At 51.5% G+C, this 12337-nt stretch carries 16 protein-coding genes and 1 pseudogene; 7 read left to right on the top strand and 10 right to left on the bottom strand.

Features of this window, described 5'->3' with window-relative positions; genetic code table 11:
• Nucleotides 1-2: 2 nt before the first annotated feature.
• The 6 genes from KCX82_RS19550 to KCX82_RS19525 are packed head-to-tail and all read right to left on the bottom strand — an operon-like array spanning nucleotide 3 to nucleotide 5641.
• Nucleotides 3-386, bottom strand: coding sequence for a DUF6103 family protein (locus KCX82_RS19550; RefSeq protein ID WP_227020167.1), 384 nt, complete (start codon nucleotides 384-386; stop codon nucleotides 3-5).
• Nucleotides 387-400: 14 nt separating this feature from the next.
• A complete protein-coding gene (locus tag KCX82_RS19545; protein WP_227020166.1) occupies nucleotides 401-985 on the bottom strand; it encodes a DUF6329 domain-containing protein in 585 nt (194 codons plus the stop codon).
• 5 nt (nucleotides 986-990) lie between these two features.
• On the bottom strand, nucleotides 991-2136 hold the full coding sequence (locus KCX82_RS19540; protein WP_227020165.1) for a hypothetical protein: 1146 nt from the start codon (nucleotides 2134-2136) through the stop codon (nucleotides 991-993).
• A gap of 6 nt (nucleotides 2137-2142) precedes the next feature.
• Nucleotides 2143-2646, bottom strand: coding sequence for a gamma-glutamylcyclotransferase family protein (locus KCX82_RS19535; protein ID WP_227020164.1), 504 nt, complete (start codon nucleotides 2644-2646; stop codon nucleotides 2143-2145).
• A gap of 19 nt (nucleotides 2647-2665) precedes the next feature.
• Nucleotides 2666-3715 (bottom strand): amidoligase family protein, encoded by a 1050-nt coding sequence (locus KCX82_RS19530; RefSeq protein ID WP_227020163.1) that lies wholly within the window; start codon nucleotides 3713-3715, stop codon nucleotides 2666-2668.
• 18 nt (nucleotides 3716-3733) lie between these two features.
• A complete protein-coding gene (locus tag KCX82_RS19525; RefSeq protein WP_465250686.1) occupies nucleotides 3734-5641 on the bottom strand; it encodes a VirB4 family type IV secretion system protein in 1908 nt (635 codons plus the stop codon).
• Nucleotides 5642-5665: 24 nt separating this feature from the next.
• Here KCX82_RS19525 and KCX82_RS19520 point away from each other — a divergent pair, with 24 nt between their 5' ends.
• From KCX82_RS19520 to KCX82_RS19495, 6 genes are all read left to right on the top strand, one after another.
• Nucleotides 5666-5980 carry an ArsR/SmtB family transcription factor gene (locus KCX82_RS19520; protein ID WP_227020162.1) on the top strand — a complete coding sequence of 105 codons (315 nt, stop codon included), beginning with the start codon at nucleotides 5666-5668 and terminating at the stop codon, nucleotides 5978-5980.
• A 142-nt stretch (nucleotides 5981-6122) separates the two neighbouring features.
• Complete coding sequence (locus KCX82_RS19515; RefSeq protein ID WP_465250685.1) at nucleotides 6123-7085, top strand: permease; 963 nt, start codon at nucleotides 6123-6125, stop codon at nucleotides 7083-7085.
• 11 nt (nucleotides 7086-7096) lie between these two features.
• The gene (locus tag KCX82_RS19510; protein WP_227020160.1) at nucleotides 7097-7861 is read left to right on the top strand and encodes a DUF2703 domain-containing protein; all 765 of its coding nucleotides are present in this window, start codon (nucleotides 7097-7099) and stop codon (nucleotides 7859-7861) included.
• A 35-nt stretch (nucleotides 7862-7896) separates the two neighbouring features.
• Nucleotides 7897-8247: a thioredoxin family protein gene (locus KCX82_RS19505; protein ID WP_227020159.1), complete on the top strand. Its 351-nt coding sequence runs from the start codon at nucleotides 7897-7899 to the stop codon at nucleotides 8245-8247.
• Between the two features lie 16 nt (nucleotides 8248-8263).
• Nucleotides 8264-9313: an ACR3 family arsenite efflux transporter gene (arsB, locus tag KCX82_RS19500; protein WP_227020158.1), complete on the top strand. Its 1050-nt coding sequence runs from the start codon at nucleotides 8264-8266 to the stop codon at nucleotides 9311-9313.
• Complete coding sequence (locus KCX82_RS19495) at nucleotides 9306-9701, top strand: arsenate reductase ArsC (protein WP_227020157.1); 396 nt, start codon at nucleotides 9306-9308, stop codon at nucleotides 9699-9701. The genes arsB and KCX82_RS19495 overlap by 8 nt, the downstream gene beginning before the upstream one ends.
• A gap of 95 nt (nucleotides 9702-9796) precedes the next feature.
• Here KCX82_RS19495 and KCX82_RS19490 read toward each other — a convergent pair whose 3' ends face one another.
• From KCX82_RS19490 to KCX82_RS23450, 3 genes are read right to left on the bottom strand one after another with little or no spacing between them, the layout of a single operon-like run.
• On the bottom strand, nucleotides 9797-10387 hold the full coding sequence (locus KCX82_RS19490) for a hypothetical protein (RefSeq protein ID WP_227020156.1): 591 nt from the start codon (nucleotides 10385-10387) through the stop codon (nucleotides 9797-9799).
• Entirely contained in the window at nucleotides 10384-10650 is a 267-nt protein-coding gene (locus KCX82_RS19485; RefSeq protein WP_227020155.1) for a hypothetical protein, read from the bottom strand. Before KCX82_RS19485 ends, KCX82_RS19490 begins: the two co-directional genes overlap by 4 nt.
• Nucleotides 10626-11279 (bottom strand): DNA cytosine methyltransferase, encoded by a 654-nt coding sequence (locus KCX82_RS23450; protein WP_465250690.1) that lies wholly within the window; start codon nucleotides 11277-11279, stop codon nucleotides 10626-10628. The genes KCX82_RS19485 and KCX82_RS23450 overlap by 25 nt, the downstream gene beginning before the upstream one ends.
• Nucleotides 11280-11294: 15 nt before the next feature.
• On the opposite strand from KCX82_RS23450, the gene KCX82_RS23445 reads away from it, so the two are divergent.
• Entirely contained in the window at nucleotides 11295-11648 is a 354-nt protein-coding gene (locus KCX82_RS23445; RefSeq protein WP_465250691.1) for a hypothetical protein, read from the top strand.
• Between the two features lie 429 nt (nucleotides 11649-12077).
• On the opposite strand, the pseudogene KCX82_RS23440 reads toward KCX82_RS23445, so the two are convergent.
• A pseudogene (locus KCX82_RS23440) lies at nucleotides 12078-12179 on the bottom strand (hypothetical protein); the annotation flags it as partial.
• Nucleotides 12180-12337: the final 158 nt, after the last annotated feature.

Raw genomic sequence — 12337 nt, 5'->3', positions numbered from 1 at the left:
GTTTACATGCTCATGGTCATGCCCTGCGCTTCTTCCTCGGCAGGGGCTTCAGCCTCTGACTGAGCCTCCGGAGCGGAAGGCGCTTCGGTCGCCGCCTGCTCACGCTGACGGCGGGATTGACGAGGCTGCCGTTCTCTCGGAGCGGGAGTCTGATTCTCTCCTGAAGCGGAAGTCTGCTGCGACTCTGCAGCCTGTTCCTGAGCCGTTTCCAGCTCCAAACGGCTCTCAACATATTCACGGACATTGAGAGGAACCAGCCGTTCATAGGTCTTGTTGAGGTAATCCTTCAGCTCCTGTTCGATGGTTTGATCCTTCTTCTCCATGAAAAAACGGAGGGCGTTTAGCCGCTCCGAGGGGAAAGGGACCTTTAATTCGGTTGTACTCATTTTCGTTTTCCTCCTTATAAATTCATTTGCATATCGGGTGAGAGCTTTTCTTTTTCATCAAGGTTCGGGCAGTAATCCAGATAAAACACCATGTCGAAGCCGTCCTCCATGGGTTCAAGCTCCGCCATCTCCGGCCTTGCTTCAAGGATATTTTTAAGCATGGAGCCGATGCCGTTGTTCTCCGAAACGGGAACATGATAACGTTCCTGTATCTCGTCGAAATAAATCGACCACGTTCCGTTGGAAGTGCTTTGCGTACTCTCACGGATGATTTGGTCGGCCAGCTGGTTCAGGCGCGCGGTCACAAATTCACGCGCCCCTGGTATAAAGCTGGAGTATCTGGCGTAGTTGTATCCCTCCGCTTCGATCAGGACGCCGTCCGAACAGCCTTCTCCCAGCACCAGCAGGCAGTGGTATATGCCGTTTGGGTCCCGGTACATGAGGTCGGTGCTCTCGGCAATGAATGGCATATCACGGAGGGGAGCCGTTTTGAAATGCTCGTATTCGGCTTCGGGAAGCTCGACGATTTTTTCGATTACGCAGTCCCATGTAGGGTAATCGCTGGCCTTTCGTTCAAGGATTGCTCTTAAATTCAACATGATTTTCACTCTCCTGTATTGTAGTTGATATAGGGAATTTCGAGCCACGCCGACCATGAACGGTCGATGAGATTGGTTTTGACAACACCGTACTTGGTGCCCATGGCTTCGATTACCTTGCCGTTTCCGACATAGATTCCGATGTGACCTGACTTCCAAACAGCGATGCCGGGGATGTCGGGCATGGTATCCATCGGACCGGAAATCTCCGCGCTGTTATACATGCTGTCGGCGCCGATATCCGGCATGCCGTTGGTTCCATATTCGATTTCCAAGGTTTCAGGATCAAGCCAGCCGTAACCTTTTATCAGTCCGACACAGTCCGTTGTCCTGCCGCCGAGCCAGTTGCTTCGGATGAATTCCTCGTAGTTGCCGATGCCGTCAGGGTATTGCTCCAGCTTGGAACTGAACAGCGAATCCGTGAGGATGTCGCCGTATGTACCCCAGACATAACCCCAGCCGGCTTCAAAGGCTTGTTCGGCATAGGCGGCTAGATCCAGATTGTTCTTGGTCGCCGGGTCTGTGAATGCGGAGATATCCAGTACGGTACTCCCTGTACCGCCGCGTTCAATCTCGCCGGTGAACAGCCCCGCGCCGCCGAATGCAATTCTTTCATAAATTTTCTGAGCGTTGGCTTTGACCTCGGAGGTCACCGCGAATCCCAGCCGGAACAACCTTTGATATGCGGTTTCCAGGCTGGCGGGAACAGCAGAGCCATCCTCGGCGGTAACGAAGCAATCGACAAAGTTGCGGGCTTTGGCTGCGGATAAGGACAGATTTTCAGCGCCGAAATTCAGAGAATAAAAAATGGACTTGATGCGGATATTGTCCAAAGCGCCGCCCTCCATCCGGGCTTCAGCCTCGGATATGGCTTTGTCCAGAACAGTGAAGCATCCGTTCATTTCACTGATGTGCAAGGCGTATTCGGCAGGCATGGCCGCAGGAATATTGCCGCCGTTAAAAGACAGATCGATAGCGGCTTTGTTGTGGTCGGAGCCTGCCGAGAGGATGCTTGCGATCATTATGACGATCAGGATGATGGGCATCAGGATGGAAGTTATGACCACGCCGATTGTTTTCCACGTCCGCTTGTCGGTGGCGAGTGCAACGGCGGCTTTGACCGCCATGGCTATGGTTGCGGGATCTGCCATTGCTGATCACCACCATTTCATGTCGAACAGCGTGCCCTGATCCGGCTCCCGTTCCTGCTGCTCTTTCGCCAGACGGATGGACTTCTCCACGGCCTGCTCCAGAAATTCCGTGTCAAAGCCTGCCGCCTTATACCCCTCCATGATGGTGTCGAGGTAATAATCCGAAGGTGAACCGAAGGGATGCCCGTCGTTCATGATGTAGACCATGGCGGGGATCATCTTGCCCTTCAGCTCTACGGGCAGTATTTCCTTGCGGTAAAAGGACGGAAATCCCTCATAGCGGTCGAGAGCCTGCAGGTCGCGCTCCTTCAGCTTCCACAGGAGAACAGGGACGCTGGAGCCTTTAAGCGGTTCCACAGTTGCGACTGAGCTTTTCCGTCCGCCCCTGAACAGCAGCTCATAATCCTTGATTTCGCTGGCGCCGACCACCTTGGCGGTCGGGCAGCGGAACGCCATCTGCGGCAGATTCAGGTTGCTGCCGTAGGCGATATACAGGGTTTCGGGTTTCATATTTCTTCATTCCTCCTTGCTACATTGACATGGAAAGGCCGGGGCTTTCGTCTGCCACCCCGGCCTGTTCCTGTTCGTTTTCAGTTGTCTGCTCCTGCTGTTCCGCCGCTTGAGCCGCTTCCGCCAGCTCTTTTTCTTTTTTCTGCCTTAATCGTTCCTTTTGCTGGAGCGCCTGCGCCGGGTCCTTCCAGGCAATGCATCCGTCGAGATGCTCCAGCAGATGAAGCCGGGCGGTCTTGAATTCATCGCCGATAAGTCCCAGCCGCAGGAGCCAGGTGCGGAAGGTATATTTCTCGTTGGTGCTGTGTGTTTTCTGGCGGCTGGCGCACCGCTGGTTCAGAGCCTGGGCTGAGATGGCGAGGCAGAGCTGGATGTACGCCTTGATTTTTCCTGCGTGAGTGGTGGAATTAAAGAGCCGGAACTCAACAGTACCCTTCTGGAACACGCTGTGAAGGTTCAGGCAGTGATACCGGCTGTTGTGGTAATGCTCCCGGCGTCCGTCGTTGCCGTGATACCAGATCCGGCTGACCTCGTCCAGCGTCCGGGGCTTTTTCCGGTTCAATTCCTCCAGAAAGCTCTGCTCCACCTTTTTGCAATACTGCCGCTCTCTCGCCACCTCCACCTGCATTGCCTTGTAGATCAGATCCTCCTTGGAGGCCATGATGTTTGTGATGTTCCGCAGGGTATTGGCATTGTGGGGCGAGGCATCCATGTGAATATGGATGCCGCAGGATTTGTTTACCCGCATTCCGGCCTCACGCAGCTTACGCACAAGCTCCTGTATGACCTCAATGTCCTCATAGCGGCATATGGGACTGACCAGCTCCACGCTGTAGGTATTATCTGCCGCCACGATGCGCCGCCCTTCTTTTCTTTCTGTGGTTATGCTGCCGTCACTCATGACCTTCCAGCGGCGGCTCTGGCTGTCCAGCACGGAATATTCTCCGTAATAGCCGCCGTCAAAATTGGTAGGCCGCCCGAAATATTCAGACAGAACCTGTGCGGCATGCTGACGGGTCAAGCCCGTCATTTCAATCTCAATGCCAAAGCGCTGCTCCTTCATGTCCATGATTAATCACCCCCTTCCTCATCGGCCACCTGCCTTTCCAAAGAGCGCAGCCTTATGCTCCGGAGCCTGAACCACAAGGTTATACCGCTCGTTTCCGCACTTATACAGGCATACGCCCCGCTGGGGATACCGGATAAGGTTATATTCCGATTCCTCCAGCTGCAGGGAATCCATATAGAAATGCTTGTCGATGTTGCCGGCGTTGAACAGAAAGGCGTGAGCCGGAATGGAGAACAGCGGCTTGGTATACTCCCTGATGCCCTCCAGATTGAAGTCCTCCAGATTCTGCGAGGAGAGGATCACGGCGCTGTCTTTCTTCCTGACACGTTTCATAAAATTCCGGACATATTCCACGGCGGTCAGGTTGGAGAGGAACAGATAGAACTCGTCGATGCTGGCGGCGGTATTGCCGGTGGTTAGAAGCTCGTTGCTCATGTAGGACAGCACATTGAACAGCAGGGCGTTTCTCAGATTTTTGCTGGCCTGCAGAAGCCCCTTGACGCCAAAGGTCACGAACTCGCTGTTCTTTATATTGGTGTACCCGTTAAAGAATTTTGACTCCGCACCTTTGCACAGAGAATGGAGCCCAAGGCAGATTTCCCGCAGGGTATCCGCCGTATAAAGCTGGCGGCGGCTTTCGTCAAAGGTCTTGTATTCTTCCTCAATCAGCCCGTACAGGTCGGACAGGATGGGGTAATCGTCAGGCTTCAGGCGGTCGAAATTGCTGTAATCGGTAATGCTCCATTTTTCATAGAGCTTGCCCAGCATGATCTCAATGGTGTCGATCTGGCGGTCATCAAAGTCTTTGTAGGTTCTGAAAAAATCCTTTAGAAAGCTAATGTGCTGACTGAGCTTGGATGTCTGCCGGAACGCCTGGGGCGCTTCAGTATCCCTTGGGTCACCGGCCTCGTCCCAGGTCTTTGGCTCCAGGACATTGATGATGTACTCTCCGGTCATCAGGTCGATAAAGCATCCGCCCAGGTTGTTGGTGAGATCCTCAAACTCCATTTCGGGGTCAAGGCAGATGATTCTCATGCCGGATTCCCTGAGATTGCAGAGAATGAGCTTTAGCAAATAGCTCTTGCCCTGACCGGAGTTGCCAAGGATGAGTATGTTGGCGTTGGTCTTGTCATCAGCTCTCCGGTTAAAATCCACGAGGATATTGCTGCCGAATTTGTCCCTGCCGAGGCAGAAGCCGTTGGGGTCTGTCTTGCCGCTGTAGTTGAAGGGATAAAGGTTGGCGACCGAGCTTGCGGGCAGCACCCGTTCAAACTGATCGCCGAACACGTTCCAGCCGGAGGGCATGACAGAAATAAAGCCCTGCTGCTGACGGAGGAGGAGCCTATCCACGTTGAGCTTGCTCCGCACCAACTCGGTCAGCACCTCGGTCTGCAGGAGCTTCAGTTGGTCGGCATCGTGAGCAGACAGCTCGATGTAAACAGCCGCGTGAAGGAGCGGCTCCTTGCTCCGATGCATCTGTGCGACGATGGTCGCCACGTCCTGCAGATTGCTTTCCGCCGTAACCGTCTGCTGTAAATCCTGAGTGCTGCTTCTCTGCATCCGGTTCTTATTGGCAGCGTTTGAAATGATTTTTCGTTCTTCAACAGGACTCACATGCCGGGTGTAGATGTGCAGGGTTACGCCGTCCTTTTCACCAAGGTGGCGTAAGATGGCCTGTTCCTCGGTGGCGGTCGGGTACTCCCGCAGCGCCCATACCGAACGGTAGGTGTTGCCGCAGATGAAATGGTCAGTGTTGAATTTGATGATGGATGGGGCAATCATGTCGAGGAATTCCTGAACACGAGCATCCTCTACCGCACTGATTTTCTGCTTGGTAATCATTCTGATTCCCTTCTTTCTAATTTCATTCTTTCTGATTTCATATTGACAAAATTTGATTTGACGCATAAACTGATAACATATCAAATATTCTTGATATGAGGTGATGTTTTGGCAACGATCTATGAGGAACACGCGAAGGTGTTCAAGGCGTTCTGCGACGAAAAACGCTTGAGGATACTTGAGTTGCTGCGCGGCGGCGAAAAATGTGCCTGCGTTTTATTGGAACAATTGGACCTTGGGCAGTCAGGACTTTCCTATCATATGAAGATCTTGGTTGAATCGGGCGTTGTGGAGAGCCGACAGGAAGGCAAATGGACGCACTACAAAATCAGTGAAAAGGGCAGCGCCTATACCGGGGATTTACTGGAGGAACTGACAACACCGAACGCAGTTACGGAAGAAGAAACCTGCTGCAAAGCGTAAAAGCCATCAAAGAGATGGCTTTTTACGGGCGGAATACATCAATTTTTTTTGATATGATTGTCCTTTATTCGAGAGTGAGGTTTTATATGGTATGCAAATATTAAAAGCAATTTGGGACTTTTTTCAGGGTCAAATACTTGGAATGAAATGGCTGGACGATCTGATCGGCGGTAGCTTGTCGGTAATGGGACTTGATTTGAACAGCCGCTGGATTGGGAGCATCCAGTTTTTTCTCTACGATGTGATAAAAATCACGGTGCTGTTGTGCTTCCTAATCTTTCTGATCAGCTACATCCAAAGCTACTTTCCGCCGGAACGCAGTAAAAGAATACTTGGACGCTTTCATGGCATATGGGCCAACTGTGTCGCGGCGCTCCTGGGTACGGTGACGCCGTTTTGTTCCTGTTCTTCCATTCCGCTGTTCATCGGTTTCACATCCGCGGGCCTGCCAGTCGGAGTCACTTTTTCTTTTCTAATTTCCTCCCCAATGGTGGATCTCGGTTCTCTGCTCCTGCTGATGAGCATCTTCGGCGCAAAGGTGGCTATCATCTACGTTGTCGTCGGGCTGATCGTCGCGGTCGTTGGCGGTACGATCATTGAAAAGCTACATATGGAAAAATACGTTGAAAGCTTCATAATGACCGCAAGCGGTGTGGATATTGAATCGCCCGACCTGACAAAAAAAGACCGCCTGATTTACGCCAAAGAACAGATGCTTTCCACTTTTAAGAAAGTGTTTCCGTATATTCTGATTGGCGTGGGTATCGGCGCGGTAATCCACAACTGGATTCCTGAAGAATGGGTAGCTACGGTTCTCGGCGGCAAAAATCCGTTCGGTGTCGTTTTGGCAACGCTCGTCGGCGTCCCGATGTATGCAGACATCTTTGGCACGATCCCGATTGCGGAGGCTTTGTTGTATAAAGGCGCGCAGCTTGGCTCCATCCTGTCCTTTATGATGGCGGTTACCACGCTGTCTCTACCGTCCATGATTATGCTCCGCAAGGCGGTAAAGCCAAAGCTGCTGGCACTCTTCATCGCCATATGCACTGTTGGTATCATCATCGTAGGTTACTTTTTCAATGCTATTCAAGGATTAATAATATAGGAGGAAAACTTATGGCAAAAACTTGGTATCCCGTTATAGACTATTTGACCTGCGCGGAATGCGGCACCTGTATCGCAAATTGCCCTCACGGTGTCTATGATTCCGCAAAGGCACCATCACCCGTTGTAACAAATCCGGAAGCCTGCATCGATCATTGTCATGGGTGCGGTAATCGTTGTCCGGTAGGGGCAATTACTTATGTTGGCGATGATACCGGCTGGATGCCGCTAAACGGCGAGAAAGGGCCGGAGACACCCTGCTGTTCCTGCGGCTGCGATGATGTCTCCGATAAAAAGGTTGTTGTTGAATACTTATATCTTGATTTACAGACCTGTGACCGTTGTATCGGGACGGATAATGTTCTTGACGAAGTCATGACAATTCTTATCCCTTCCCTGCAACTTGCCGGTTACGGGGTTGAGTACAACAAAATCAAGATGGAAACCTTGGAGCTTGCCGAAAGGTATCGATTCCTTTCCTCACCGACGATCCGGGTAAACGGATGGGATATTTGCACGTCCGTTAAAGAGAATAGCTGTGGCTGCTGCAGCGAAATCAGCGGAACCGATGTGGATTGCCGAGTGTTTGAGTATAACGGCAAAACCTACGAGGTGCCACCAAAAGAAATGCTTGCCGAAGCCATCCTTCGGGCCGTGTTTGTCCAGTCCGAAAATGAATGTTCCTGTGACGCGTATGAACTGTCGGACAATTTGAAGACCTTCTTCAAGGGAAAGAAAAACAAGTCCGGATGTTCCTGCGGAGGTAACTGCTGCTAACTAATAAAAATATTTGAGTAAAGGAGAATACGGATATGTCACTATTTAACTTAGGTAAGAAAAAGGAAGAAAGCTCAAGCTGTTGCTGTGGCGGTAACTGCGATGCTGAAAGTATGGCAAAGGCGGAAACCGCAAAAATCGAAGGCGCAAGCGTCAAGGTACTTGGAAGCGGCTGCGCGAAATGTAATCAGCTTGAAGCGGCTACAAAATCAGCGCTTCAGCAACTCGGTATGGATACAACAATCGACCATGTAACCGACTTTTCACAGATTGCCGCATATGGTGTGATGACAACACCTGCCCTCGTCGTAGACGGTAAGGTAGTGTCTTACGGCAAAGTCCTTAATACCGAGGAAGTCGTCAAGATTCTGCAAAAGGTCAGATGATATTGGGGGTAATCATATGGAAAAAAGCAAAAACACAGGCATTGGTTTTTTTGAGAAATACCTGACGCTGTGGGTCATTCTGTGCATGGCCGTGGGTGTGCTGATCGGCAAATTTCTTCCGGGCATTCCGGCGTTCCTGGGGCGCTTCGAGTATGCGAATGTGTCGATCCCCATTGCCATACTGATTTGGCTCATGATTTATCCCATGATGCTCAAGGTTGATTTCCAAAGTATTAAGAACGTAGGCAAAAATCCAAAGGGCTTGTTTGTCACATGGGTGACCAACTGGCTTATTAAGCCTTTTACTATGTTCGGCATCGCGTGGCTGTTTTTCTTTGTTTTCTTTAAGGCACTGATCCCGGCGGATCTCGCCAAAGACTATCTGGCCGGAGCTATTTTGCTGGGCGCAGCGCCGTGTACGGCCATGGTATTCGTCTGGAGCCATCTGACAAAGGGAAATGCCGCCTACACAGTGGTTCAGGTGGCTACGAACGATCTGATTATCCTAATAGCCTTTACACCTATTGTCGCGTTTCTTCTTGGCGTAGGCGGCGTGACGATTCCGTGGGCCACCCTGATTCTCTCGGTAGTTTTGTTTGTTGTCATTCCTCTGGCGGGCGGGGCAATCACGCGCAATTACATCACAAAAAAGCACGGGCTAGATTGTTTTGAAAAGAGCTTTATCCCGAAGTTCGGGAACATTACCATTACGGGCTTATTGCTTACCCTTGTCATCATTTTCTCATTTCAGGGTGATGTAATCCTTAATAACCCGCTGCACATCGTGTTGATCGCGATCCCGCTGATTATCCAGACGTTCCTGATTTTCTTCATTGCTTATCTTGCAGGCAAGGCATTAAAGCTGCCCTATGACATAGCTGCTCCTGCCGGGATGATCGGCGCGTCGAACTTCTTTGAACTGGCAGTTGCGGTTGCAATATCCCTTTTCGGTACGACATCACCCGCCGCGCTTGCCACAATAGTCGGAGTTCTTACTGAGGTGCCTGTTATGCTGATCCTTGTCAGGATTGCGAACAATACGAAAGGATGGTTTAAGTATGAGTAAACCGAAGGTTGCCTTTATCTGCGTTCATAACTCCTGCCGCAGTCAGATCGCCGAGGCATTAGGGAAACATTTTGCCGCAGATGCGTTTGAAAGCTATTCTGCTGGCACAGAACTAAAGGATCGCATCAATCCCGACGCGGTTCGCCTCATGAAGCAACTTTATGGGATTGATATGGAGCAAGCCCAGCGCCCGAAGCTGCTTGAGGAACTTCCGCCCGTTGATGTGGTTGTAACGATGGGCTGCAATGTAGAATGTCCATATCTACCCTGCAAACGCCGTGAGGATTGGGGGCTGCCTGACCCGACCAGCAAAAATGATGCGGAGTATATATCAGTAATCCAGACAATAGAAGCAAAAATTGAGGGACTGGCAAAATCTTTAAAATAAAGGCAAAATCTTTCAGGCCAACAGTTTTCAAGGAGCTGTTGGCCTTTTGTTTAAATTAAAAAATCTTTGGCACATAGTAGATAAAGAAGGGTTTCTCATTCACCTAATACAATCCAGCGCTCTCCGTCGAAGTCCTCAAAGCGCTCCGTCGTGACGTTTTGCTCAAAGTAAATCGCCAGCATGCGTTTGACGTCCTCCCGTTCCGCACGCTTGGAGGAGAAGCCCTGCTCCCGCAGGGTTTTTTCGATACGGTTCAGATAGGGAAACACCTCGGATTCCTTTTCGCCCTTCAGCCGGATGACTACGAGGAATTCTCTGGCCGTCGCCATCTGCACCTGTATCCGGTCAAGGTGGTGGAGGTCATGCTCCAATAGCCTGCGGACGGCGGGATTGTTCTCCTGCTCCATTCGCTTTTTCAGGAACTGCTTGTTGTCCTCGAAGTTTTCACGGCTGTTCAGGCACAGGAATTCCAGCTCCGCCATCCCCTTGAGGACAGTCATCAAGGCATAGATTCGCGCCGATACGCTTTCCTCTGACAGGACGGAGATGTTGGTGGGCTTGACGATAAAGTACACCAACTCATCGCCGCTGGCGGTCAAAAGGCTGTAATCGGTAATGCCCTTGGTGTTGATGAGCTGCCGGGTGCATTGCCTTTGCTTTGCCGTCTTTTTTTCTTTTCTGCTCATTGTTTTCCGTACCCCCATTCGTAGGTCTGCTGCTTTGTTATGAAGAAAGCGCAGGCGTATTTTATAAAGTCGAGGATGCTGGTATCCTCAAACCGGATTGTCAGAAAGGCATAGAGGGCTGTGATGACGATGGGCGGCAGGAATTTAAGCTGCGCGAGTGCAAACACAGAAAGCAAAAGACCGACGCCGATGACGCCGATATCTCTGAGCTGCCACAGCCACAGCACCGCCTTGGATTTCAGGTTATCGGGGTAGATGTACATTCAGATTCCTCCTGTTCTTTGTTGAATTTTCGTATAAAAAAAGCGATTCCCCGGAGAACATTCTCCACACAGGGAATCGCCACACTGTTGCCAAGGGCTTTATACCGTGAGCTGTCCGAGGCGCCGGGGATGCCTGTCCAGTAATCGGGGAAGCCCTGGAGCCTTTCGCATTCCAGAGGCGTGAGCCGCCTAATGAGCTTTCCGATGCGGACGGGATGCACGTTGTTCAGCGAATATCCGCCATCCGTTTTGGACTGGAGCGTTCCGCTTAAATCGCCGTTTTCCGCACCGTTCCGGCAGTCAAGTCCGGCGACGTCCATCTCACACACGAGGTCGGTTGAGTCTTTATATTGCCTTGCGCTCTGCGTGCTGACCACATCGTTGGAGACATATTCGTCACTCCGCTGCTGGGAGAAGACGCAATGCCGGTCTGCGGTATTGAGCGTATAGCTGATGTCCGGCTGGAAGCCCATGCCGTTGCCGCCGTTGTGATCCTGACGGTCGATGATGTTTCCGGTGATGCAATAGGTTTCTGAATGTGGCATATCGCCACATTCATCCTCGGAATGAACAGCATCTTGTGAGACAAGCGGCACGTTGTTTCCGCCTGTTCCGTACCGTGCGGACATGGTCGGAGCCACTGCATGGGGACCGGTATATCTGGAATCGATGCCGTGGTTTTCAAACAGAACCGGCTGGTTGTTTCCGCTGGTTCCCGCCGCCGACGTGATGGTCGGACACAGGTTTTCACAGATTTCCGCGCCGCCCTGCTGGCTGCCCAGCACGAGCGGAGGGTGTCCATCCATCTGAGCGCGCAATGTTGCCGTTATATTTTCCGTCACGTCCATGCGGTTGCCGCCTTGATCGTTCAGGCACAGAATACTTGGCACCATGTTGGAGCAGCTCTCGAACGCTTCAGTTTCATTGGGCAGTTGGGCGATGAAGGTTTGCTGCTTCATGCCCGGCTGCGCCTGGATTGCTCCGGACACATCGTGTAGATTCCGCACCTCATCACGCTGGTTACAAGCAAAGGCAACAGGACAGGTATTCGTTATTCTGCCTGACGAACTCCCGCTTGGATCTCCAGCGCCTGCTTCAGAACAGGAGGCAGTTCCTTGCCCCGCTTCTTCGCCCGGCGCAGAATCCCCAAACAGGCTGTCTTGCTTAAATAATATTTGTGGTGCGGTGTGGCCTCCAAAATCTGCGACAAGATAGATTCTTTTGCGCCTTTGTGGGACGGACCAGTATTGAGCGTCGTATACCCTCCAAGCAAGTGAGAATTGATCTCCCAATATGGCCCCAGCAGACTTCCATGCCCCTCCCGGAGGTCGAGGTACAGAAACGGAACTGTCAACAATTCTGCAGGTTTCCTCAAGCACCGCGCGGAAGTCCTCTCCGCCCGCGGAGGAGAAAGCTCCGGGGACATTTTCCCAGACCATATATCTGGGTCTAAGTCGAACAGGGTCAACTGTCCGCTTTCTTCTTGCGTCATGCTCTCTCAACTCCTTTATGACACGAATCTGCTCCATGAACAGGCCGGAGCGCTCGCCCTGAAGTCCGGCGCGTTTTCCAGCAACCGATAAATCCTGGTTATCCCGATATCGGGATAACCAGGATAATACCGAAGAAATAGTTATCCCGAAGAGTGGATTATTATAGTAGAAAAAAGATAGATAACACCTCACTT

The sequence above is a fragment of the Sinanaerobacter chloroacetimidivorans genome (assembly GCF_018128545.1).
Classification (GTDB): Bacteria; Bacillota; Clostridia; order Peptostreptococcales; family Anaerovoracaceae; genus Sinanaerobacter; species Sinanaerobacter chloroacetimidivorans.
Note: the sequence above shows the minus strand (reverse complement) of the source record. Positions and strands in the feature narration are given on the sequence as shown.

Bases quoted from the DNA above. Each gene is read 5' to 3' on its own strand.
- KCX82_RS19485 (WP_227020155.1), bottom strand. From the start codon at position 10,650: ATGTACATCTACCCCGATAACCTGAAATCCAAGGCGGTGCTGTGGCTG.
- KCX82_RS19545 (WP_227020166.1), bottom strand. From the start codon at position 985: ATGTTGAATTTAAGAGCAATCCTTGAACGAAAGGCCAGCGATTACCCT.
- KCX82_RS19505 (WP_227020159.1), top strand. From the start codon at position 7,897: ATGTCACTATTTAACTTAGGTAAGAAAAAGGAAGAAAGCTCAAGCTGT.
- KCX82_RS23450 (WP_465250690.1), bottom strand. From the start codon at position 11,279: ATGTCCGCACGGTACGGAACAGGCGGAAACAACGTGCCGCTTGTCTCA.
- KCX82_RS19540 (WP_227020165.1), bottom strand. From the start codon at position 2,136: ATGGCAGATCCCGCAACCATAGCCATGGCGGTCAAAGCCGCCGTTGCA.
- arsB (WP_227020158.1), top strand. From the start codon at position 8,264: ATGGAAAAAAGCAAAAACACAGGCATTGGTTTTTTTGAGAAATACCTG.
- KCX82_RS19530 (WP_227020163.1), bottom strand. From the start codon at position 3,715: ATGGACATGAAGGAGCAGCGCTTTGGCATTGAGATTGAAATGACGGGC.
- KCX82_RS19515 (WP_465250685.1), top strand. From the start codon at position 6,123: ATGAAATGGCTGGACGATCTGATCGGCGGTAGCTTGTCGGTAATGGGA.
- KCX82_RS19490 (WP_227020156.1), bottom strand. From the start codon at position 10,387: ATGAGCAGAAAAGAAAAAAAGACGGCAAAGCAAAGGCAATGCACCCGG.
- KCX82_RS19495 (WP_227020157.1), top strand. From the start codon at position 9,306: ATGAGTAAACCGAAGGTTGCCTTTATCTGCGTTCATAACTCCTGCCGC.
- KCX82_RS19535 (WP_227020164.1), bottom strand. From the start codon at position 2,646: ATGAAACCCGAAACCCTGTATATCGCCTACGGCAGCAACCTGAATCTG.
- KCX82_RS23445 (WP_465250691.1), top strand. From the start codon at position 11,295: ATGGGGACCGGTATATCTGGAATCGATGCCGTGGTTTTCAAACAGAAC.
- KCX82_RS19550 (WP_227020167.1), bottom strand. From the start codon at position 386: ATGAGTACAACCGAATTAAAGGTCCCTTTCCCCTCGGAGCGGCTAAAC.
- KCX82_RS19510 (WP_227020160.1), top strand. From the start codon at position 7,097: ATGGCAAAAACTTGGTATCCCGTTATAGACTATTTGACCTGCGCGGAA.